Raw genomic sequence first — 21580 nt, forward strand, 5'->3', positions numbered from 1 at the left:
GTGATCCCCGCGCGACCTCGCGGGTCAGCTGTGCTGTCGCAGGAGCGCGGTGACCGCGCGGCCGAGCTCGAACGGGTCGATGGGGTGCGAGACGATCGCGTCCGCCCGCGACCAGTCCGCCAGCCAGGCGTCCTGCGGCCGACCGGTGAGGACCAGGAGCGGCGGGCAGACCTCGACCTCGTCGCGCACCTGCTTGGCCAGGCCCATGCCGCCCACCGGGGCCGCCTCACCGTCGAGGATCGCGAGGTCCACGGTGCCGGCGTCGAGATGGCGGACCACCATGGGGCCCGTCGCGACGTCGAGATACGTCACGGGCGGCAGGTCGGGATGCGGACGGGTGCCGAGGGCGGCGTGCACGAGGGCGCGCGTGTCGGCGCGACTGCTGTAGACCAGCACCGTCACCGACTCGTCCGTCACCCGCCCGACGCTAGCGGACCGGCCGGCATTTTCGGTGCAGTTCTCCACGCTCACGGGGGATTTCTGCACCGAACCGTGATTGGATTCGTGGTGTGACGCACGAAATCTGGCCTGCGCTCGAGGTGGAGTCCTGGCAGGACACCCGTGACACCCTGCATCTCTGGACGCAGATCGTCGGCAAGGTGCGGATGGCGCTCGCGCCGCCGGTCAATCACTGGTGGGGCGTCACGCTCTACGTCGACGCCACGGGCTTGACGACGTCGCTGATGCCCTACCGGGACGGCGGCCTCGAGATCCGGTTCGACTTCGTCGAGCACGCCCTGATCGCCACGACGACGCGCGGCGACACCCACCGCGTCGATCTGCGGCCCATGTCCGTGGCCGACTTCCATCGAGAGTTCGACGCGATGCTGGGGGCACTCGACGTCCGGGTGACGTATCTGCCCGTGCCCGTCGAACTGGAGACCGCGATTCCGTTCGCCGACGACACCGTCCACGCGAGTTACGACGCCGAGGCGGCGCACCGCTTCTGGCGATCCCTGGTCTCCGCGGATCGGGTCTTCTCCCGGTTCCGCGCCGAGTTCGACGGCAAGTCCAGCCCGTCGCACTTCTTCTGGGGTGCTTTCGATCTGGCGGTCACGCGGTTCTCGGGGCGGCCGGCGCCGACCCATCCCGGCGGCATCCCGAACTGCCCCGACTGGGTGATGCACGAGGCCTACCGCGCCGAACTCTCGAGCGCCGGCTACTGGCCCGGCGGCGCGTCGGAAGGGGTGTTCTACTCCTACGCCTATCCGCAGCCCGAGGGGTTCGCCGAGGCCGCCGTGACCCCGGCCGCCGCCCACTGGGACGCGGCGCTGGGCGAGTTCGTCCTGCCCTACGCCGACGTCCGTCGGGCCGAGGATCCCGACGCACTGCTGCTGGAGTTCCTGCGCAGCACCGCGGCCGTCGCCGCGGATCTCGCCGACTGGCCTCGCGCCTGACGGGGTGGGCCCGACGATGGCGTAGGTCACCGTGACACCGGTGCCCGCCGCCTCCCCGTCGTAGCCGCGGGAGCGTTGACGTGGCGAGCCAACGCGCACTCAACGCAGACTGGGACAAATCGCCCACTTCGTCGCAGCTGTTGCCGACGTGCACCCCGTCTCGTAGCGTGTGGTCTGTACTTACCGACACGAACTGTCATCGCACGGTGATCTCGGATGCGCGCTCTTGCGCCAAGTTTCGACACATTCACCTGAGCGGACGAACCGGCTTCGATCTCGCCGTCACCGTATTCGAGTCGGGCAATGTGAGGAGATGGTGCCGTGAACCACGGTGACGAAGTGTTGTTGGCTGTCGAGTCCGTATCGAAAGCCTACAGCGGCACAACAGTTTTCGACAACGTGAGCTTCGATCTCGAGTCGGCATCGGTGACATGGCTGCGGGGCCACAACGGATCCGGGAAGTCCACGTTGCTCAACTGCATCCTCGGTGCCGACGAAGTCGACACCGGAACCATCTCGTGGAAAGGCCACCCCCGTCGCGAGACCGACGCCGCATTCCGTGGCGCGGTCTCTGCCGCGGTGGACTCCAACTCGTACTTCTCCGATGTCAGCGTCATCGAGCACCTTCGACTGATCGCCGTGTGCAACGGGGTGCGGGGCAGTGACGAGGCGGCGCTGCACTGGTGCGACCGGTCCGGTCTCGCCGCCGTCTCAGATGCCCTCCCGGGAGCGTTGTCCAGTGGCCAACGGCAACGGATGGCACTGGCGATGGCGATGATCCGACCGTTCGAGCTGCTGGTACTCGACGAACCCGAACGGCATCTCGATACCGAAGGATGTGCGTGGCTCGCGGACACCCTCGCCGAGTTCGTCGCGGCCGGACGTGCCGTCCTCGCTGCCACCCACGACAGCGCACTGGCCGACTCCATCGCCGGCACGACGATCGAGCTGGGTCAGTGATCGTCGCGTCCACCGTCGAACCCGACACGGCACCCGCGCCGACACCACCGAGCGCCGCGCTCCGACGTGCCCGCCGCCGAAGCGCGGGGCGCCCCGCGACACGGCCGCTGACGACGATCGGGGAGAACGCCGTTGTGTTCGTCGTCCTCATCGGCGTCGCGATCCAGGGGTACCGGGGCTTCGTTCATCTGATGACGCACCGCGCGGTCACCGTCGGTGTCCTTCCGGAGCTTCTCGTGCTCGCCGCACTCCTGACCGTGATGCTGACGTCGTTCGCGGTCGTCGGGCCTCTCGCCGCCAGCAAGCCGTTCTCGGATCTGATCGTCTCGACGGCCGCGGGCCGCGGCCTAGTCCTGAGGCGCCGCTTCGTCGGCTTGGTCGCTGCCGTCTTCGTTTCTACGTCGGGCCCCACCTGGCTCGCAGCGACGACTCCGCTGAGCGTCCTCGCGTCCCTGACGGCGGTAATCGTCGGCTGCGCGTCGATGATCGTCGTAGCAGCCGCGGTGATCATCCAGTCGTTGCCGGTCTCCGGCGACAGTGTCGTCAGGTGGTCGTCGATCGGGGGGTCTCTGACGACCGTGGCCGCAGCGATCGCGGCTCACCACCCGTCGCCGTTGTCCGTGCCCGCGGCAGCGGACCCCGGGGTCTGGTTGGTGAGCGTTGCGCTCGCGGTCCTGGCGCTTGCAGTGAGTGCCGTCGCAGGTTCGCGTCTGCACTGCATCACCCGCCGTGCTCTCGACGATTCGGGATCGGCTGCGGCGGCCGTAGGGGCGAGCCTGCAGTGGATGGACGGATCGCTGCTCTTCGGGGTCATCGAGGATCGGTGGTGGCGGCGGGTCGGTTGCGTCCGCAGTGTCCGGTTGCCCGAGTCCACTGCTCTTGCACTCGTGCGACTCGACCTCGCGCGGCCGCTGCGCCGACCCGGTTGGGTGTTTGGTTGGGTCATCGTCGCCGCCGGCGCCCATGCCTTGTGGTTCGGGGTCTCCCCGCTATTGGGACTGCTCGCCGCGGTCGGGTTCGGGTACACCGCCGTCTCGCCGTTCGCTCGGGGGCTCCGGCAGGTCCACACGAGCCCGGCGCTGCGCAGGTTATTCGCGCACTCGAACCGCTACCTGTATCTCGTGCATTCGGTCGTCCCCACCTTCGCCGCCATCGTCTGGGCTGCGCTCATGTGCCTGGTGACACCCATCACGGTGGGGATGGCAATGCTCATCGCGGCGGGGCTCGCGGGATCCGCGCTACGCGCCGCGACCCGGCCGCCGGTCGACTTCGGCGGCCCCGTCGTGGACAGCCCATTCGGCCTGCTACCGGTCTCGCTCATCGCAAGCGTCACCCGAGGTCTCGACCTGTGGTTGGTGACGATGGCCGTCGTCACCGCCCTGGCTCTGACGACGGGATTGGCATGAGTGAATTGCTCATCTCGAAACGGGACTCACGGCTGATCGACGAATCCAATGAGATCCTGGCGTTGCTGAACCACCTCTCGTAGAGCGGGCCTCGCGGGTCGGTGCGGCCGCGATGACCGTTGCCGGGTTCTGGCTGGGTGTTCTGCTCAATGGTCGTCCGTGCCGGACTGGAATGTGGCAAGTTCGTCCATCGGTGGGGCGTCCTGTTGTCCGAGAGCATGGAGCATCCATCGGCCGTCGCGGTGGTGCATGACCAGCGGGACGATGAAGCTCAATTGGTTCGGATGCCACACGCCGTCGGCAAGGGCGGAGGTGTCGTGCAGAAAGAGTGCTTCCAGGCTCGGTCCGAGGAGGCGGGTGTGCGCTCCGATTCCCCAGTCGTCCGGATCCGGCAGTGCGGCGCGAAAGCCGCGAACATGCACTCGCTCGAAATGAACCCAGAGTGGGTGTGCAGGGGTCGGTTCGGCCAGCGCGCGGGCGACGGCATCATGGTCCCACCCATCGGCCGTCAGGGCCGCTGCGTTGTCGTTTATCCAGCGAGTAGCCAGGGTCATCCGATAGTCGGGATCGACACTCGGCCACGCAGCACGGAGGTCGCCGTCTCTGCAGGCGGTATACAGGAAGTCCCACGCGGCGTTGACCAGGGGAATGTGCCCGAGAAAGCGGGCCCGTTCCGCCGGGTCCTTGTCGCGTAGGTGCAGGTACGCGGCACGCTGATCCTCGGGCATCGCACCGATCTGTTCGTCTGACAGTTCCGGTGGATCCGCACCGTTCTCGATACTGATTGCGGGACCGTCCGGTCGGAGCATGTCGAGTAGGGCGGCGGTGAACTGCGGCGTCTGATCCCTTAGGGAATCGATCAGCTCGACCAAGTCTCGGGGAGGTATGCGGTTGCGTTCCAACATTACGTTCAGGGCGTGAAGCACGGTGTCGGGATCCAGGTCGAGCTGGTCGCACAGAAACTCGTCAGGGCCGAGGATCTCGATGTCGAACGGGTCTGCCGCGGCGGCGGGGAAGTCGTCGAGGTTCGAGGTCACGATCACTGCGGCGTTGGCGCGCACCGCGGCGGCCAGGACGTGCCGGTCCTTGGGGTCGTTGGACATGGCTGCGATCAACTCGGTGTAGCCCCGTGTCTCCTCCTCTGCCAGTGGGAAGGCGGCGCGCATCGCTGCTACGCGGTAGGCCGCTTGCGTGGGCGTCTTCCGGAACCGGGGTCCGGAGAGGTTGCGCTCGACCTCGTCGAGGAGGTCGGGGGACCACAGCGGCCGAAACAAGTCTTCGTCGGCGATGCTGAGGAGAACATCACACAGCGTCTGCGGCAGCAGAACGCATGCATCGAGGACAACACGGAACGTCGCCATCGGTAGCGAGTCCTGAATCAGCGAGTGGTGATCGGGCCCCGGACAGCGTCCTGTGGGTCCGGTGTTGCCTGGTCTGCCATCGCGTCGAGTACCTGCCGCCGTGTCACCTTCTGGTCATCGCGGTAGGCGAGCACGTCCGCGAGTTCGACACGGCGGTGCCTCCCGGGCGTGGTGAACGGGATCCTCCCTGCATCGAGAAGCCGCACGAACGTCGGACGAGTGATGCCCAGCAGGTCCGCAGCTTCCTGCGTGGTCAGAACCGTGCGGTGAGGCTCGACAGTGACGGCGTTGCCTCGTGCCAATGCGGCCACCGCGTCGACGAGGACGGCACGCAGCTCGTCAGGGAGACGTACGCCGGCGGACTCGCCTTCTGCGGACACGTAGACCTCGTGATCGCCGGACAGTGCTACGCCGAGAGCATCGAGAACATCTCGGTCACCCGCAGGGGAGGGCAGAACGGTGCGTGTCATCAATGCGGTCATGACTCAGCATAAATCGAAAGAAACGAAAGCGGCAACCCGGGTTCAGCGTCCCGCGCGGGTGCCCGAAAGATCCCGTCCGGTGACGAGAGCTGTTCCGCCGGTGTAATCGATCGTGACGGTCACGGTCGCGTGAACAGCATGGGCACGTGGTCCATGCCCGCCTCGAGGTAGTTCTCCCCCGTCCGGACGAACCCGAAGCGCCCGTACCAACCCTCGAGGTAGGCCTGCGCGGAGATGGCGACGTCGGTCCCTGCGTGATCGAGTGCGGCCCGCACCAGGTCGGCCGCGAGACCGCGGCCGCGGGCCTGCTGCGCCGTCGCCACGCGGCCGACATGCGCCGGCACGTCGTCCTGGAGCAGTCGCAGGGTGGCCAGGACCTCCCCGTTCTCCTCCACCCAGAACAAGGTGGTGGTGTCCTCGAGGTCCCGACCGTCGATCTCCTCCTCGTCAACGATGCGCTGCTCGTGGACGAACACCTGTGTCCGCAGACGCAGAATGCGGTACAGCACAGCAGGATCGGCGTCCCGGACCGTCGCCCGGCCGATGGTGACCACGTCAGTCGGTGCCTTCGCGCGCTTCGGTCTCGGCCACCTCGGGCGCGTTCTCCCGGGTCGCCATGCCGCCGGCGCCGCCCTGGTCCGCCGGACCCGGACGGCCGCCCTTGGGTTCGGACGACGTGGGCTCGGACGACGCAGTTGAGGAAGAATTCTCGTTCTCGGCCATGACGCCAGGCTAGTCCGCGCTCACGACGCGCCGGAGAACTCGCCCGTGGCGAGGAATCGGTCGATGCGGTCGTGCTCGGCGGCGAGGTCCCACCCACGCTCGGCCACCCAGTCGTCGTCGTAGTAGGTGTGCTCGTACCGTTCTCCGCCGTCGCAGAGCAGGGTGACGATGCTGCCGCGCTCCCCCGCCGCGCGCATCTCCGAGATCAGGCGGAACGCGCCGATCAGGTTGGTTCCCGTCGACCCGCCCGCGTGCAGTCCGGTGACGCGACCGAGCATGCGCGCGGCGGCGACCGACGCGGCGTCCGGCACGCGCTCCATCCGTTCGATGACCGCGGGGACGAACGACGGCTCGACGCGCGGGCGACCGATGCCCTCGATGCGGGATCCGGTGCCGACGACGTCGCGACGGCCGGTGAGCCAGGCGTCGTGGAAGGCCGAGCCCTCGGGATCGACGACGCAGACGCGCGTCGGGACGCGGCGGTAGCGCACGTACCGGCCGATGGTGGCCGACGTGCCGCCGGTGCCCGCGCCGACCACCACCCACGACGGCACGGGGAACCGCTCCAGGGACATCTGATCGAAGATGGAGGCGGCGATGGAATTGTTGCCGCGCCAGTCGGTGACCACCGAGGCGTTGGTGAACTGATCGAGGTACAACCAGTTCTCCTGTGCGCCCAGCTCTTCCGCGACGTCGTACACCGCGCCCGAGGACTCGACCAGGCGACAGATGCCGCCGTACCGCTCTATGAGGGCGATCTTGGCGGGCGAGGTGGACGCCGGCATCACGGCGACGAACTCGAGCCCGATCAGGCGCGCGAAGTAGGCCTCGGACACCGCGGTCGACCCGGACGACGCCTCCACGAGGGTGGTGCGGGGGCCGATATCGCCGTTCGCCAGCCCGAACAGGAACAGCGAGCGCGCCAGGCGGTGCTTGAGCGAACCGGTGGGGTGCACCGACTCGTCCTTGAGGTAGAGGTCGATCCCCCACGACGCGGGCAGGGGGAACGGGTGCAGGTGGGTGTCCGCGCTGCGGTTGGCGTCGGCCTCGACGATCCGCAGCGCGTTCTCCACCCAGTCACGATCTTCGATGCGCATGCCCGCCATTGTCGCGGTGGTTGGCGATGCGGTGGGCGGGAACCCCGGTGGGGTGAGTCCCACCACCGCCTACGTCAACGCGATCTCCACCGCGGTACCCGAGTACGACGTGCACGACGACTTCGTCGAGTACGCCCAGAACTCCTTCGACGAGCGGCGCAAGCATCTGCTCTTCCGTCGGATGGCCGAGCGTGCCCAGATCTCGCACCGGTGGGCGGCGTTCCCGTCCGTCGCGAGTTTCTACGGCGACGATCCCAATGCCGTCGACACCGAGACGCGCATGATCGAGTTCGAGCGCAGCGCACCGGACCTGGCGGTGCGCGCGGTGGACGGGCTGGGACTGGGCACCGGCGCCGCGGACATTACCCACCTGATCGTGCTGACCTGTACCGGATTCTACTCTCCCGGAATCGATTTCGAGATCATGCGTCGCTGCGGCGTCCCGACCACCGTCGAGCGCACCCAGGTGGGCTTCATGGGCTGCTTCGCCGGCATCAACGGTCTCAAGCTGGCGCACCACATCGTCCGGTCCGAGCCGACCGCGCGTGTCCTGGTGGTCAGTGTGGAGCTGTGCTCGCTGCACATGCAGTCCACGCAGGACCTCGAGACGATGCTCTCGTTCCTCGTCTTCGGCGACGGCGCGGCGGCGGTGCTGGTGACGGCCGACGAGCAGGGTCTCGCCCTCGAGTCGTTCCAGGCGCTGATGATCGAGGATTCCCGCGAGCTGATCACGTGGCGGATCGGCGGGATGGGCTTCGACATGGTGCTGTCCGGCAAGGCGCCGGGCTCCCTGTCACGCGCGCTCGACGCACCCACGATGAAGACGGTGCTCGCGGGCGCGGAGCCGTCGTCGATCGACCTCTGGGCGATCCACCCCGGGGGACGGTCCATTCTCGACGCGGTGGAGGGCGCCCTGGAGCTGACACCGGACCGGTTGTCGGCGTCCCGGACGGTCCTGGACGACTACGGCAACATGTCCTCGGCCACCGTGCTCTTCGTGCTGAAGGAGATGATGGACCGCGGCGACACCGGGCGGGGGTGCGCGATGGCGTTCGGTCCCGGCCTCACGGCCGAGACCATGCTCTTCCGAGCTTGACGAGTCCCGACTACCGCGCGAACCGCTCCCGCAGCTCCACCTTGCGCACCTTGCCGGTCACGGTCATCGGGAACTCGTCGAGCACCTCGACGTACCGCGGAATCTTGTAGTGCGCCAACTTGCCTCGGCAGAACTCCCGCAGGTCGTCCGCGGTGAGGTTTGCCGCCCCGTCGCGCAGCCGCACGCAGGCCAGCAGCTCCTCGCCGTACTTCGCGTCGGGAATGCCGACCACCTGCGCGTCGAGGATGTCGGGATGGGTGTAGAGGAACTCCTCGATCTCGCGCGGGTAGATGTTCTCCCCGCCCCGGATCACCATGTCCTTGATGCGCCCGGTGACCGCGACGTAGCCGTCGTCGTCCATGACGCCGATGTCGCCGGTGTGCATCCACCGCTCGTCGTCGATGGCCTCGGCGGTCTTCTCCGGGTTGTTCCAGTAGCCGAGCATCACGGAGTAGCCGCGGGTGCACAGCTCGCCCGGCTCGCCGCGCGGCACCGTCTCCCCGGTGACGGGATCGACGATCTTCACCTCGAGGTGCGGGCCGACGCGGCCGACCGTGGACACCCGCTGCTCGAGGGTGTCGTCGGAGCGAGTCTGCAGGGAGACCGGTGACGTCTCCGTCATTCCGTACGCGATGGACACCTCGGTCATCCCGAGGACCTCGATCACCTGCTTCATCACCTCGGTGGGGCACGGCGAGCCGGCCATGATGCCGGTGCGGAGGGTGCCGAGGTCGTAGCCCGCGGCGGTGCCGCTCTCGTCCTCGGCGGCACTGTCGCCGAGGGCCGCGAGGACGGCGATGAACATGGTCGGCACGCCGTAGAGCGAGGTGCATCGCTCCGCCGACACGGCCCGCAGCACCGCCGCGGGGTCGAACGACGGGCCCGGAATCACCATGGCCGCACCGTGCGAGGTGCAGGCGAGATTGCCCATCACCATGCCGAAGCAGTGATAGAACGGCACCGGAATGCAGACGCGATCCTGCTCCGTGTAATGGCAGAGCTCACCGACGAAATAGCCGTTGTTGAGGATGTTCCGGTGGCTCAGGGTGGCGCCCTTCGGGAACCCGGTGGTGCCCGAGGTGTACTGGATGTTGATCGGGTCGTCCGCTGTCAGCTCGGCCGAGCGGGCCGCCAACTCCTCGGCCGACACCGTCTCCCCCGCCTGCGCGACCGAGGCCCAGTCGTCGGTGTCCATGAACACCACGCGGCGCAGCTCGGGGCAGTCGCCGCGGACCTCCTCGATCATCGCGGCGTAGTCACTGGACGCGTGGGCGGTGACGGCCACCAGGATCGACACCTGCGCCTGCGTCAGCACGTACTGCAGCTCTCGCGCGCGGTAGGCCGGGTTGACGGTGACCAGCACCGCGCCGATCTTGGCGGTGGCGTACTGCAGGATCGTCCACTCGGGCCGGTTGGGTGCCCAGACGGCGACGCGGTCCCCCACCGCGACCCCGTCGACCATCAGTCCGCGGGCGACGGCGTCGACGTCGCGACGCAGCTCGTCGTACGTCCAGCGGCGTCCCGACGCGACGTCGATCAGTGCGTCGTTCGACCCGACGCGGGCGACGGTGCGGTCGAAGTCGTCACCGATCGTGTCGGTGAGCAGCGGTGTGGTGGTCTCACCGGCGGACAGGGACGGCTCGGGCACGGGATCCTCCGGGGTGGGTGGGCGGTCGGTGCGCCCGACGCTAACGCAGCGCACCCCACAGCGGGCCGGTTTCGGTTAATCGTCATTCATCGAAATGCTCGTCGCGCGCCGGCCGCCTAGAGTGACCGCCGTGCCGCTCGCGAGACGACTCGGAACGTTCGACGCGGTGGCCATCGGGGTGGGATCGATGATCGGGGCGGGGATCTTCGCCGCGCTGGGTCCGGCCGCGGCGGCTGCCGGGTCCTGGTTGCTGCCCGCCCTGGCGGTTGCCGCCGTGGTGGCCTTCTGCAACGCGACGTCCACGGCCCAATTGGCCGCGCAGCATCCGACGTCGGGCGGTGTGTACGCCTACGGCCGGGCCGAACTGGACGACTGGTGGGGGTTCGCCGCGGGCTGGTGCTTCCTGGTGGGCAAGACCGCGAGCTGCGCCGCGATGGCCTGGACCGTCGGCGCCTACGCCTGGCCCGACCACGCGCGGCCGGTCGCCGTCCTGGTGGTCGTCGTGGTGACCGCCATCGACCTCGCCGGCATCACACGCACGGCCTTCGCCACACGCGTCGTGGTGGCGGTGGTGGGCGCCGTCCTGCTGGCCGCGGTGGTGGCCGGAGCGTCGTCGTCACCCGACCTGGCCGCCGTCGTCCCGACGGGCGGCCCGAGCCCCGCCGGGCTGCTGGGGGCGGCAGGGATTCTGTTCTTCGCCTTCGCGGGATACGCCCGCATCGCCACCCTCGGTGAGGAGGTGCGTGATCCGGCGCGAACCATCCCGCGGGCCGTCGTGATCGCCTTCGTGGTCGTGATCATCGCGTACACGGCCGTCGCGGTGACCGTGCTCGGCATTCTCGGGGCCGACGGTGTGGCCGGGTCCCCGGCTCCGCTCGCGGCCGCCGTCGCCGAGCTCGGCCACCCGGCGCTGGACGCGGCGGTGCGGGGCGCCGCGGTCCTCGCGTCCTCGGGTGCGTTGCTGGCGCTGCTCGCCGGACTCTCCCGGACCACCCTGGCCATGGCGCGCGAGGGCGATCTCCCGGCACGACTCGCGCGCATCGACGACGCGCGATCGACACCGCGGGCGGCCACCCTGGCGATCGCAGCGGTGATCGTGATTCTCGCGGCGACGGTCGATATTCGCGAGATGATCGGATTCTCGTCGTTCGGGGTGCTGCTCTACTACGCGGTGGCCAATATCGCTGCGGCGCGGCAACGCGGCACCGCGCGGCGGTATCCCCGCATTCTCCAGGGGGTGGGGCTGCTCGGCTGCGGTGCGCTGGTGGTGACGTTGCCGCCGGCCTCCGTCGCGACGGGCACGGCCGTGGTCACCCTCGGGCTGATCGGACGCGTCCTCGTTCTGCGGCACCGGCGGGGTCGCCGAGGTTACTGAGCCGCGTTGTAGGCCTCTTCGACGTCGGCGGGAATGCGGCCGCGTGCCGAGACGGTGTATCCGTTCTGGCTCGCCCATTCCCGGATGGCCTTGGTCTGCAACGGATCTCGGGTCGACGTGGTGGACGCCGCCTTCTTCGCGCTCGCCTTCTTCGTGCGCCCGTTCAACTTGGTGGCGTAGCCGGTCCAGTAATCGAGCTGCTTCCGGAATTCCTTGGCATTCTTGGTGCCGAGATCGATTTCGTAATCGACGCCGTCGACGGCGAATCCGATGGTTTCCCCTTTGCCTGATTTGATGGGCGAACCGTCGATGTCGTCGACCAATTCCACGTAGACCTGCTTCGCCATGACGGCCTTTCTGTTCGACGTGATGGAAACTCCCCGACCGAGACCGACCACGACGGGCCGACAGGTCGGACGGGTCGGGTGGAATACGGTTCCGACCCGGAGTTTATCCATGCTGCCCGGAACAATGCGAGAGCGGGTTTGTCGTCGGCGATTCGGGCGCGTCGGAACCGAGCGGTAGGTCCGGGGAACAACGGAGACACCCCCGCGGTTGCAACCCCGAGAAGTCGCTATCGAAAGGTGTATCGCCGTGGTCGTGTCGCTGTCCGTTCTGGATCTCGCCCATATCGCCGAGGGCCGTACGGCCGCCGACAGTTTCGCGGCCAGCGTGGCGTTGGCGCAGGCGGCGGAGGAATCGGGTTATCGCCGGGTCTGGTACGCCGAGCACCACAACATGCCCTCGATCGCCTCGTCGGCGACGTCGGTGGTCATCGCACACGTCGCCGCGTACACGTCGACCATCCGCCTGGGCGCCGGCGGTGTGATGCTGCCGAATCATTCCCCGCTGACCATCGCCGAGCAGTTCGGGACTCTGGAGACTCTGCATCCCGGCCGCATCGACCTCGGTCTCGGCCGCGCACCGGGATCGGACCAGAACACCATGCGGGCGTTGCGCCGGGATCCCTCGTCGGCCGACACCTTCCCGCAGGACGTCCTCGAACTCCAGGCGTACCTCGCGGGCACGAGCCGGGTCCCGGGCGTCGCGGCCGTCCCCGGAGCCGGGACGAACGTACCCCTCTACATCCTCGGCTCGTCGTTGTTCGGCGCGCAGCTCGCGGCTCACCTCGGCCTCCCCTACGCCAACGCGTCGCACTTCGCACCGGATTCTCTGGGCGAGGCCGTCTCGGTGTACCGGGAGACGTTCCGCCCCTCGGCGAGCCTGGCCGAGCCCTACGTCATCGCCGGCGTCAACGCCGTGGTCTCCGAGAGCGCCGCGCGGGCCCACGAGTTGCTCGAGCAGGGCATCCGCCGACGCGTGGTGCAGATGGTCGGCCGCGGGCAGACCTTCACGCCGGAGGAGGTCGACCTCATCATGGACTCGCCCGCCGGGCGGCAGATCCAGGGGATGACCAAGTTCACCGCCGTCGGTACGCCGGCCGAGGCGTCGAGCTACATCACGCAGTTCGCGGACCGCTACGGAGTGGACGAGGTCATCGTGGCCAGCGGCATCGACGACACCGAGGAGCGTCTCGCCTCGTACCGCCTGCTCGCGCAGGAGCATCTGCACGCCGCAGTGGCCTGAGACCCGGGTCCGACGGTCAGCCCGGGTAGGTGGCGGGCAGCCCGAAACGCTCGAACAGGTCGAGGTCGAAGAAGCACGTCACGTGCGCGACCTGCCCGTCGACGATCTCGAGGACGTGCAGCTGGAACGCGCGGTGGACCCCGTCCTCGCCGAGCATGTAGAGCCCGAAGGCCGGCTGACCGTTGGCGACGGTCTCGACCATGCGCATCGACTCGGGCCCCGTGGCCGGGCACTTGGTGGAGATGAGTCCGCCGATGTCGGTCGGCCCGCGGTACCAGCCCGTGAACGGCGGCATCTCCCAGACCGCCTCGGCGGCGAAGAGCTTCACGATGCCGTCGATGTCGTAGGTCTCGAAGCCCTCGACGTAGCGCTGCAGGAGTTCGCGCGTCTCCGGTGATTCCGGCTCGTCGACGTCGTCCTCGCTGGGCATGATCTGCTCGATCTGACCGCGGGCACGCTGGAGCAGGCTGTTGACCGCCGCGGTGGACGTGCCCAGCAGCTCGGCCACCTCCGCCGCCTTCCACTGCAGCACCTCGCGCAGCACCAGCACCGCGCGCTGTCGAGCCGAGAGGTGTTGCAGCGCAGCGACGAACGCCAGGCGCACGGAGTCGCGGGTGACGGCCGTCGTCGCCGGGTCGTCGTCGGAATCCCGGCTGGGGAACGGCTCGAGCCAGGCGATCTCGTGACGCTCGACCAACTCGTCCGAGGGGTCGGACGAGGGCGCGCCCAGTCCGGACGGCAGGGGACGGCGGGAGCGACCCTCGAGCGACGTCAAACAGGTGTTGGTGGCGATGCGGTACAGCCAGGTGCGTAGCGACGAGTCGCCCTTGAAGTTTCCGTACGCCTTCCACCCGCGGACGAACGTGTCCTGCACCAGATCCTCGGCGTCGTGGATCGACCCGGTCATGCGGTAGCAGTGCGCCAGCAGCTCGCGCCGGTGCGGCTCGGCGAGGGTCATGAACTCGTCGGCTCGGCCGGGTGTCGCCGCTCGCCGCGCACCGTCCTGCATCACGGTCATGCGCGAGAGACTAGTCCGGTTCGATGCCCTCCGCCGGGGGAACGGACCGCTCCGTCACCGCGGACCGGAATCGGCGCAGGCGCAGCGAATTGGTCACCACGAACACGGAACTCAGTGCCATGGCCGCACCGGCGAACATGGGATTCAACATGCCCGCCGCGGCCAGCGGAATCGCGGCGACGTTGTAGGCGAACGCCCAGAACAGGTTGGTCCTGATGGTCCGCAGGGTCGCGCGGGACAGGCGGACGGCGTCGACGGCGGTGCGCAGATCGCCGCGCACCAGCGTGAGATCCCCCGCTTCGATGGCGGCGTCGGTGCCGGTGCCCATCGACAACCCCAGATCCGCCGTCGCCAGAGCCGCCGCGTCGTTGACGCCGTCGCCGACCATCGCGACGACCCGGCCTTCGCGCTGCAGATCGGCGATCGCCGACACCTTGCCCTCCGGCAGAACCCCTGCCAGCACGCGGTCGATGCCCACGCGCGTGGCGACGTCCTGTGCGGCGGCCGCGTTGTCGCCGGTCAGCAGGATCGGCTCGAGGCCGAGATCCCGCAGTCCGCGGATCGCGTCGGCCGAGGTGTCCTTCACCGTGTCGGCCACGGCGACGACGGCCGTCGGCCGATCGTCCACCGCGACGACGACAGCCGTCGCGCCGGCGGTCTCGGCTGCGGCGACGGCGTCGGCGAGGGTCGAGGGCAGCCCGCCGACCAGGTCGGGCCGACCGACGGTGACTCGGCGACCGTCCACCGTCGCGCGGACACCGAGGCCGGGCAGGTTCTCCACGTTCGTCGCGGCCGGCACGGTCCGGGCGGCGCGCACGATCGCACGCGCCACGGGATGCTCGGAGCGCGACTCGGCTCCGGCGGCCAGGCGCAGGGCCGCCGCCGAGTCGAGGCCGAGGGAGTCGTCCGTGACCACCGACCGCACCGTCATGACGCCCGTGGTGACCGTGCCGGTCTTGTCGAGCACCACGGTGTCCACCCGGCGCGTCTGCTCGAGGACCTCCGGACCCTTGATGAGCACGCCGAGCTGGGCACCGCGCCCAGTGCCGACGAGCAGGGCGGTCGGCGTCGCCAGACCCAGGGCACACGGGCACGCGATGATCAGCACCGCGACGGCCGCGGTGAACGCGGCGGACCAGCTGCCGTCCAGCAGCATCCACCCGAGCAGCGTGGCCGCGGCGATCGCGATGACGACGGGAACGAACACGGCGGAGACCCGGTCGGCCAACCGTTGCGCGTCGGCCTTCCCGTTCTGGGCGTCCTCGACGATGCGCGCCATGTGGGCCAGGGCCGTGTCGGCTCCGACGCGGGTGGCCGTGACCTCGAGCGCGTTGCCCACGTTGACGGTGCCGCCGGTGACGGCGTCGCCGGGCTCGACCGTCACGGGGACGGACTCGCCGGTGATCGCCGACGCGTCGATCGACGACGTGCCCACCGCGACGACGCCGTCGGCCGCGATCTTCTCGCCGGGACGCACCACCAGGACGTCGCCGACCACCAGGTCGTCGGCGCGGACGGTGGTCTCGCGCCCGTCACGCAGGACGGTGGCGTTCTTGGACCCGACGTCGAGCAGGGCGCGCAGGGCCGCGCCGGCGCTGCGCTTCGAGCGCGCCTCCAGGTAGCGACCGGCGAGCAGGAAGGTGGTCACGCCCGCGGCGGCCTCGAGGTAGATGTTGCCCGCACCGTCGGACCGCTCGACGGTGAACCGGAAGGCGTGGGTCATCCCCGGCATCCCGGCGTGTCCGAGGAACAGCGCGTAGAGAGACCAGCCGAAGGCGGCGAGAGTGCCCACCGACACCAGGGTGTCCATGGTGGTGGCGCCGTGGCGGAGGTTGGTCCAGGCGGCGCGGTGGAACGGCAGGCCGCCCCACACGACGACGGGTGCGGCCAACGTCAGCGACAGCCACTGCCAGTACTCGAATTGCAGCGCGGGAACCATCGCCATGGCGACGACGGGCACGGTGAGCCAGGTGGAGACCACCAGGCGAGTCCGCAGCGGGTCGGCCGCCGGCGGGGACGCGGATTCGGACTCGGCGTCCGGCTCGGGATCGGGCGACGGCACGGTCGCCGTGTAACCGGCCTTCTCGACGGTGGCGACCAACTCGTCGGTGGTCGCGGTGGCGGTCTCGACGACGGCCTGCTCGGTGGCGTAGTTGACCGTCGCCGTCACGCCGTCGAGTCGGTTGAGCTTCTTCTCGATCCGAGCGGCGCAGGACGCGCAGGTCATGCCGCCGATGTCGAGGCGGATCACGGGCGCGACGGCCGGGGACGTCGGCGTCGTCGTCACGACGGCGCGATCTCGTACCCGGCCTCGTCGACGGCGGCGGCGAGTGCGTCGGCCGGCACGGGGGCGGCGGACTCGACGTCGACCCGGCCGGTGGCGAGATCGACGGTGACTCCGGTGACGCCGTCGAGGGCGCCGACCTCCTCGGTCACGGCGTTCACGCAGTGTTGGCAGGTCATGCCGGTGACGGTGATGCTCGTGGTGGTCATGCCTCCAGGGTACCCCCCAGGGGTATCACGTCAACCCGGCCGATCAGCGTGTGCTGAGCTGCCCCAACGCGTCCTGCACCCGCCGCAGGTGCCGGCTCATCGCGGCCGAGGCGGTGTCGGCCGACCCCGCCTCGATGGCGTCGACGATGTCGCGGTGTTCGGCGTTCGAGGCGGTCACCCGGTCGGGGAGCAGGTTGACGCGCTCGGACTGGCCCGCGAGTGCCTCGCGGATCTCGGCGAGCACGGCGGAGAAGACGTCGTTCCCGCTCGCGGTGGCGATGCGCAGGTGCAGCTCGCCGTCGAGGCGCACCCACTCCTTGGGGTCGGCCTCACGTTCCATGCGCCGCAGCAGTTCGCGCAACGCGTCGACGTCGTCGTCCGAGCGACGTTCGGCGGCCAGCGCGGCGGCGGGGATCTCGATGTGCGGGCGAGCCTCGCGCAGGGATTCGGCGGAGTGATTGCCGAAGACGGCGTCCGCCTCGACACGCGTCGAGACCACGAATGTGCCCTTGCCGGTATGGGTTTCGGTCAGCCCGAGGGCGGTGGTGGAGCGCAGTGCCTCGCGCACGACCGAGCGGCTGACGCCGAACCGGGTGGCCAGGGAGGCCTCCGACGGCAGGCGGGTGCCGACACCGAGCTCACCGCCCTCGATGGCCGAGCGCAGCTCGCGCAGCACGGCCTCGGCGGCCCCCACTCGGGTGACCGTGGCCTGTTTGCTGGCCCAACTGTCCGACAGCGTCATGGCGCCACTGTAGTCGGGGCCCCGGGGTCTGTCGGGCCGTATATCGGACTCTAGTCCTCGTCCGAGAAATAGATATATCGACCTGTGGTCTTGCCCGACCCACCGCATCGAGTCTTTAGGATGGCGTCCGTGAACGGCCCGCCCGAGCCCTGCCCCTGCACCTCGGGCCGAGCGATGTCCGCGTGCTGCGGTCCGGTCCTCGCCGACCCGCGCGCGGCACCGACGGCCAAGCGGCTCATGCGCTCACGCTTCACCGCCTTCGCGACGGGGAACGTCGCGCACCTGCTGGCGACGTGGCATCCGTCGACCCGGCCGAGAACGCTGGATCTCGACGACGGTCGGGTGTGGACGTCGCTCGACGTCCTGTCAACGACGGCCGGGGGCCCGTTCCACACCGAGGGTACGGTGCAGTTCGAGGCCGGCTTTCGCGACGGCCGGCGGACCGGCCGGCTGACGGAGACCAGTACCTTCACCCGCGTCGACGGGCGGTGGGTCTACGTCGACGGGACCTAGCGGGAGGCGAGTCTCGCCGGCGCCGCCCCGCGACCGGCGGTCGATGCGCTCTCGACACTGTCGACGAACGTGGTGGTGATGCGGGCGATGTCTCGCGGGTGGGAGAGCGGCGACCAGTGGCCGGCGTCGAGGTCCGTGCGGGAGAGGTCGCGGACCCAGAGATGGGTGTCGTCGTAATGGAACGGGCGCACGGCGGCGTCCCGCGTGTTCACGATCAGGTGGACCGGGACGTCGACGTAGCGACGCCGCGGGCGTAGCAGGCGTGGGATCAGGTTGGCGCGGTAGCGACGCAGCCCGTTCCAGGCGTCGTCGAGCAGGGTCGGTGACTCGACCGCCATCGACGCCGGCACGCCGGAGAACTCTCCGATGAACCTGGTCCAGCCCTTGCGCTTCATCCGCCACATGCGCACCCGTGCCAGCGGCGGCACGTGGAAGGTGGCCGTGTACCAGGAGGCGCGGATCTGGGCGAGGACCTGCAGGACGCCGCGGGGGCGAGGCCTGCGCAGCCGGGATCGCGTCCATCGGCCGAGGTGGTCCAGATTGGGTCCGGATACAGAGGTGTACGACGCGATGCGGGTCGGCGCGTCCGCCTCGGCCACGGCTTCCCAGGCCTCGACGGCGCCCCAGTCGTGCGCCAGGACGTGCACGGGGGCGGTCGGGGAGACGTGGTCGATCACGGCCCGGAGGTCGGCGGCGAGTTCGGGCAGGCGGAAGTCGCGCGTGCGCGTCGGGGTGGTCGACGCACCGGCGCCGCGGGCGTCGTACGTGACGACGCGGAACCGATCGGCGAGCAACGGAACGACGTGCGTCCACAACTCGTGGGTGTCCGGCCACCCGTGCATGAGGACGACGGTCGGGGCGTCGCGGCGGCCGGTGACGAACACCGCCAGGTCGACGCCGGGGCGGGAGACGGTCGATCGCTCGGTGGGCGGCATCGCGGAACCCTTCCGTGGACTGCGGGCGTCGGACTCGGTGCGTCGGACCCTCGGTCGTCGATCAATTTCTATGACAAACGGTAACAGTAATCGACCGGGCAGCGTGTGCGACTCCACAGTACGCGGGAGGACTGCACACCGAACGGAGGGGGAACACCGAAGAAAAGGTAGAGGCGGCTCGGGGGTCGGCGGAGGGGAAGGGAACCACCAGTGAGCGACATGCAGAAGCGCAGGAGCCGACAGATGCGCCCGGTGCACGCCGCCGACAATCCTCTGGTCCGGCCCGTGGACCGAGCCGAGGCCCGCGTGCACCGCACGACGCTGACGTTGTTCCTGCTGGTCGTGCCGTTCGCCGTCGTTCTCGGTGTCTTCGGCTTCGGCCAGCTGGCTCGGTCGGCCGACGCCGCCGCCGCGAACCTGCGCACCGTCGAGGCCACCACCACCGCGGAAGCGCCGTCGGCAACGACCGCAGCCGACGTCACCTCGGGCGCCTCGAGTTCGCTCGCGACGCCCGCGACGTGGACGCTCGACGGCCGCGAGCACGAGGGCACGGTCGCGGTGCCGCCCCGGACGCCGACCGGCACCGGCGTCTCCATCACGGTCGACGCCGCCGGCAACCGCGTGGCCCCGCCCCCGAGCCACGCCGACACCGTCGTCGCCGGGGCGTTCCTGACCGTGCTCGTGCTCACCGCCGCCGGCATCGTCCTTCTCACGATCCGCGGGGCCGCGACCCGCCGCTACGCCGAACGCCGAGATCGCGAGTGGGACGAGGCTCTCGCTCGACTGTTCGCCGAGGGGTGCTGAGAACTACGCCGTCGGGCTCCGAGAACTACGCCGTCAGGTTGGCGGCCGCGACGAGAGCGCGGGCCGTGGACTCCGCTGCGTCCGCTCCTGTGCCGGTGGCCCACTCCGTGCGGCGATCCTGCTGGGCGCGCAGATCGGTGACGACGCCGGCCGCCGTGGTGCGCTGGTGGAATTCGTGGATCTCGAGTCGGATACCGGCGCGGTACAGCAGTGTGGTGACGGCGTCGGCCGGCCCGTGGGTCCGCACGGTGTCCCGCAGGATGGCGTCGCCGACGGCGAGAGTCAGGGTGTAGTCGGCGCGGCCGGCGCGGCGATCGGAGATCTGCAGCGAGCCGAAACGGACGGCCGTGGGGGCGGTCGGGGCAGCCCCCGAGTGGGACGACGTGGCGAAGGCGATGCCGGGGATGTCTGCGCTGATGCTCATGGGAATCGGTTCACTTCCGAGGGAGGGAGGTGGACCGACCGGGCGCTCGTTCGACCCGCAGCGAGGGGTCGGTCCGAATCAGACCCCGCTGCGGCGGCGAACTACGAGCATGCGCGACATACCCCGATGGTAGGTGTGACGCGGGATGGACGGCAAGGGAAATTCGTCGGAACATCGTGCCGCGACGGAAGAGGGCCCACCCGTCGGCCCGGCGGCGACTGGGCCGCTTGCCGACTATCGATGGTTCTAGGACACGCGCTAGAAAGAGCGATAAAGACCTGACGAGGTTGCTACCGTCACGCCATGGACCCCGTGCGGAACCCCTACGCCCCCGGTGCCGGCCAGCGCCCGCCCGAGCTCGCCGGGCGCGGGAAGCAACTCGACGCATTCGACGTGGTGCTCGAACGCATCGCGCGGGGCCGCCCCGAACGCAGCGTGATGCTCACCGGACTGCGTGGTGTCGGAAAGACCGTGCTGCTCAACCATCTTCGGTCCGCGGCGATCTCGCGGCGGTGGGGGACGGGCAAGATCGAGGCGCGGCCGGACCAGGAGCTGCGCCGTCCGCTCTCGTCCGCGCTGCACATGGCCGTCCGGGAAATCGCCGTCGCGCATCGGGATCCGGACCGCGTCGAGCAGTTCCTCGGTGTCCTCAAGTCGTTCGCTCTGCGGGCCTCGCAGGACAAGGGCATGCGCGACAAGTGGCAGCCCGGCATCGACGCGCCGGCGGTGAAGGGGCGCGCGGACACCGGGGACATCGAGATCGACCTCGTCGAACTCCTGCTCGACGCGGCATCGCTGGCCCGGGACGTCGGCGTCGGCATCGCGATCTTCATCGACGAGATGCAGGACCTCGGCGCCGCCGACATCTCCGCCATCTGCGGCGCGTGCCACGAACTCAGTCAGGACGCGGCCCCGTTGATCGTCGTCGGGGCCGGGCTGCCGCATCTGCCCGCCGTGCTGTCGGCGTCGAAGAGCTACTCCGAGAGGCTGTTCGGGTACCACCGCATCGATCGACTCGATCGCGCGTCCGCCGATCTGGCCCTGATCGCGCCGGCCGAGCGCGAGGACGTCGAGTACACCGCGGAGGCACTCGACGCGCTCTACGCCGCGGCCGACGGCTACCCCTACTTCGTGCAGGCCTACGGCAAGGCCACCTGGGATCACGCCGCGGACAGTCCCATCACCGCCGACGACGTCCGCGTGGCCGCCCCGACCGCGGAGGACGAGCTGGCCGTCGGATTCTTCGGGTCGCGCTACGAGCGCGCGACGCCCGCCGAGCGCGAGTACATGCGGGCGATGGCCGAACTCTCCGGCGACGACGGGCCGGTGTCGACGGCGAGCATCGCCGTCGAACTCGGTCGCAAACCGGCGTCGCTGTCCCCCGCGCGCGACGGGTTGATCAAGAAGGGCCTGATCTACTCCGCCGAGCGGGGGTCCATCGGGTTCACTGTCCCGCACTTCGGCCGTTACCTGCGGGGTCAGTCGGAGGACTAGTCCCCCGGCCCGACCCCGCAGGGGG

23 protein-coding genes are annotated in these 21580 nt (G+C 69.6%); 9 read left to right on the forward strand and 14 right to left on the reverse strand.

Going from position 1 to position 21580, the window contains the following annotated elements:
* Nucleotides 1–24 precede the first annotated feature (24 nt).
* Nucleotides 25–417 (reverse strand): response regulator transcription factor, encoded by a 393-nt coding sequence (locus A3Q40_RS18980; RefSeq protein WP_082834018.1) that lies wholly within the window; start codon nucleotides 415–417, stop codon nucleotides 25–27.
* Between the two features lie 92 nt (nucleotides 418–509).
* On the opposite strand from A3Q40_RS18980, the gene A3Q40_RS18985 reads away from it, so the two are divergent.
* From A3Q40_RS18985 to A3Q40_RS18995, 3 genes are all read left to right on the forward strand, one after another.
* Nucleotides 510–1397 carry a DUF5996 family protein gene (locus A3Q40_RS18985; protein ID WP_068104577.1) on the forward strand — a complete coding sequence of 296 codons (888 nt, stop codon included), beginning with the start codon at nucleotides 510–512 and terminating at the stop codon, nucleotides 1395–1397.
* Nucleotides 1398–1796: 399 nt separating this feature from the next.
* A complete protein-coding gene (locus tag A3Q40_RS18990) occupies nucleotides 1797–2357 on the forward strand; it encodes an ABC transporter ATP-binding protein (protein ID WP_157889678.1) in 561 nt (186 codons plus the stop codon).
* Nucleotides 2354–3763, forward strand: coding sequence for a DUF6297 family protein (locus tag A3Q40_RS18995; protein WP_068104581.1), 1410 nt, complete (start codon nucleotides 2354–2356; stop codon nucleotides 3761–3763). The genes A3Q40_RS18990 and A3Q40_RS18995 overlap by 4 nt, the downstream gene beginning before the upstream one ends.
* 146 nt (nucleotides 3764–3909) lie before the next feature.
* Here the strand turns inward: A3Q40_RS18995 and A3Q40_RS19000 are convergent, their stop codons facing one another.
* From A3Q40_RS19000 to A3Q40_RS19015, 5 genes are all read right to left on the reverse strand, one after another.
* Entirely contained in the window at nucleotides 3910–5124 is a 1215-nt protein-coding gene (locus A3Q40_RS19000; protein ID WP_068104582.1) for a PIN domain-containing protein, read from the reverse strand.
* Between the two features lie 17 nt (nucleotides 5125–5141).
* Entirely contained in the window at nucleotides 5142–5606 is a 465-nt protein-coding gene (locus A3Q40_RS19005; RefSeq protein ID WP_068104584.1) for a helix-turn-helix domain-containing protein, read from the reverse strand.
* A gap of 119 nt (nucleotides 5607–5725) precedes the next feature.
* Entirely contained in the window at nucleotides 5726–6160 is a 435-nt protein-coding gene (locus A3Q40_RS19010) for a GNAT family N-acetyltransferase (protein WP_068104586.1), read from the reverse strand.
* Between the two features lies 1 nt (nucleotide 6161).
* A complete protein-coding gene (locus tag A3Q40_RS20665; RefSeq protein WP_167322373.1) occupies nucleotides 6162–6329 on the reverse strand; it encodes a hypothetical protein in 168 nt (55 codons plus the stop codon).
* 20 nt (nucleotides 6330–6349) lie between these two features.
* Nucleotides 6350–7426, reverse strand: a complete 1077-nt coding sequence (locus tag A3Q40_RS19015) for a PLP-dependent cysteine synthase family protein (protein WP_068106698.1) — start codon at nucleotides 7424–7426, stop codon at nucleotides 6350–6352.
* On the opposite strand from A3Q40_RS19015, the gene A3Q40_RS19020 reads away from it, so the two are divergent.
* Nucleotides 7425–8522 carry a type III polyketide synthase gene (locus A3Q40_RS19020; protein WP_082834020.1) on the forward strand — a complete coding sequence of 366 codons (1098 nt, stop codon included), beginning with the start codon at nucleotides 7425–7427 and terminating at the stop codon, nucleotides 8520–8522. The genes A3Q40_RS19015 and A3Q40_RS19020 overlap by 2 nt on opposite strands.
* 10 nt (nucleotides 8523–8532) lie before the next feature.
* Here the strand turns inward: A3Q40_RS19020 and A3Q40_RS19025 are convergent, their stop codons facing one another.
* Nucleotides 8533–10170, reverse strand: a complete 1638-nt coding sequence (locus A3Q40_RS19025; protein ID WP_068104587.1) for an AMP-binding protein — start codon at nucleotides 10168–10170, stop codon at nucleotides 8533–8535.
* Between the two features lie 130 nt (nucleotides 10171–10300).
* Here A3Q40_RS19025 and A3Q40_RS19030 point away from each other — a divergent pair, with 130 nt between their 5' ends.
* On the forward strand, nucleotides 10301–11545 hold the full coding sequence (locus A3Q40_RS19030; RefSeq protein WP_308125014.1) for an APC family permease: 1245 nt from the start codon (nucleotides 10301–10303) through the stop codon (nucleotides 11543–11545).
* On the opposite strand, the gene A3Q40_RS19035 is transcribed toward A3Q40_RS19030, so the two are convergent.
* Nucleotides 11539–11892 carry a histone-like nucleoid-structuring protein Lsr2 gene (locus A3Q40_RS19035; RefSeq protein WP_068104591.1) on the reverse strand — a complete coding sequence of 118 codons (354 nt, stop codon included), beginning with the start codon at nucleotides 11890–11892 and terminating at the stop codon, nucleotides 11539–11541. The two genes, A3Q40_RS19030 and A3Q40_RS19035, sit on opposite strands and share 7 nt — an antisense overlap.
* A gap of 247 nt (nucleotides 11893–12139) precedes the next feature.
* On the opposite strand from A3Q40_RS19035, the gene A3Q40_RS19040 reads away from it, so the two are divergent.
* Nucleotides 12140–13132, forward strand: coding sequence for an LLM class flavin-dependent oxidoreductase (locus A3Q40_RS19040; RefSeq protein ID WP_068104593.1), 993 nt, complete (start codon nucleotides 12140–12142; stop codon nucleotides 13130–13132).
* Nucleotides 13133–13148: 16 nt separating this feature from the next.
* Here the strand turns inward: A3Q40_RS19040 and A3Q40_RS19045 are convergent, their stop codons facing one another.
* Genes A3Q40_RS19045 through A3Q40_RS19060 form a run of 4 tightly spaced genes read right to left on the reverse strand, consistent with a single transcriptional unit; the run spans nucleotide 13149 to nucleotide 17385 of the window.
* Nucleotides 13149–14141, reverse strand: coding sequence for a sigma-70 family RNA polymerase sigma factor (locus A3Q40_RS19045; protein WP_261775209.1), 993 nt, complete (start codon nucleotides 14139–14141; stop codon nucleotides 13149–13151).
* Nucleotides 14142–14160: 19 nt separating this feature from the next.
* Nucleotides 14161–16437, reverse strand: coding sequence for a heavy metal translocating P-type ATPase (locus A3Q40_RS19050; RefSeq protein WP_256365887.1), 2277 nt, complete (start codon nucleotides 16435–16437; stop codon nucleotides 14161–14163).
* Nucleotides 16434–16643, reverse strand: a complete 210-nt coding sequence (locus tag A3Q40_RS19055; RefSeq protein ID WP_068104596.1) for a heavy-metal-associated domain-containing protein — start codon at nucleotides 16641–16643, stop codon at nucleotides 16434–16436. The genes A3Q40_RS19050 and A3Q40_RS19055 overlap by 4 nt, the downstream gene beginning before the upstream one ends.
* A gap of 43 nt (nucleotides 16644–16686) precedes the next feature.
* Entirely contained in the window at nucleotides 16687–17385 is a 699-nt protein-coding gene (locus A3Q40_RS19060; protein ID WP_068104597.1) for a FadR/GntR family transcriptional regulator, read from the reverse strand.
* Nucleotides 17386–17505: 120 nt separating this feature from the next.
* Here A3Q40_RS19060 and A3Q40_RS19065 point away from each other — a divergent pair, with 120 nt between their 5' ends.
* Entirely contained in the window at nucleotides 17506–17898 is a 393-nt protein-coding gene (locus A3Q40_RS19065) for a YchJ family protein (protein ID WP_068104598.1), read from the forward strand.
* On the opposite strand, the gene A3Q40_RS19070 is transcribed toward A3Q40_RS19065, so the two are convergent.
* Complete coding sequence (locus A3Q40_RS19070) at nucleotides 17895–18833, reverse strand: alpha/beta fold hydrolase (protein ID WP_068104599.1); 939 nt, start codon at nucleotides 18831–18833, stop codon at nucleotides 17895–17897. The two genes, A3Q40_RS19065 and A3Q40_RS19070, sit on opposite strands and share 4 nt — an antisense overlap.
* A 219-nt stretch (nucleotides 18834–19052) precedes the next feature.
* Here A3Q40_RS19070 and A3Q40_RS19075 point away from each other — a divergent pair, with 219 nt between their 5' ends.
* The gene (locus tag A3Q40_RS19075) at nucleotides 19053–19637 is read left to right on the forward strand and encodes an Rv1733c family protein (protein ID WP_442971302.1); all 585 of its coding nucleotides are present in this window, start codon (nucleotides 19053–19055) and stop codon (nucleotides 19635–19637) included.
* A gap of 25 nt (nucleotides 19638–19662) precedes the next feature.
* Here the strand turns inward: A3Q40_RS19075 and A3Q40_RS19080 are convergent, their stop codons facing one another.
* Entirely contained in the window at nucleotides 19663–20061 is a 399-nt protein-coding gene (locus A3Q40_RS19080; RefSeq protein ID WP_068104603.1) for an alpha-isopropylmalate synthase regulatory domain-containing protein, read from the reverse strand.
* Nucleotides 20062–20364: 303 nt separating this feature from the next.
* On the opposite strand from A3Q40_RS19080, the gene A3Q40_RS19085 reads away from it, so the two are divergent.
* Complete coding sequence (locus tag A3Q40_RS19085; protein ID WP_068104605.1) at nucleotides 20365–21555, forward strand: ATP-binding protein; 1191 nt, start codon at nucleotides 20365–20367, stop codon at nucleotides 21553–21555.
* Nucleotides 21556–21580: the final 25 nt, after the last annotated feature.

Origin of the sequence: Rhodococcus sp. PBTS 1 (genome assembly GCF_001620025.1) — a bacterium.
Taxonomy (GTDB): domain Bacteria; phylum Actinomycetota; class Actinomycetes; order Mycobacteriales; family Mycobacteriaceae; genus Rhodococcoides; species Rhodococcoides kroppenstedtii.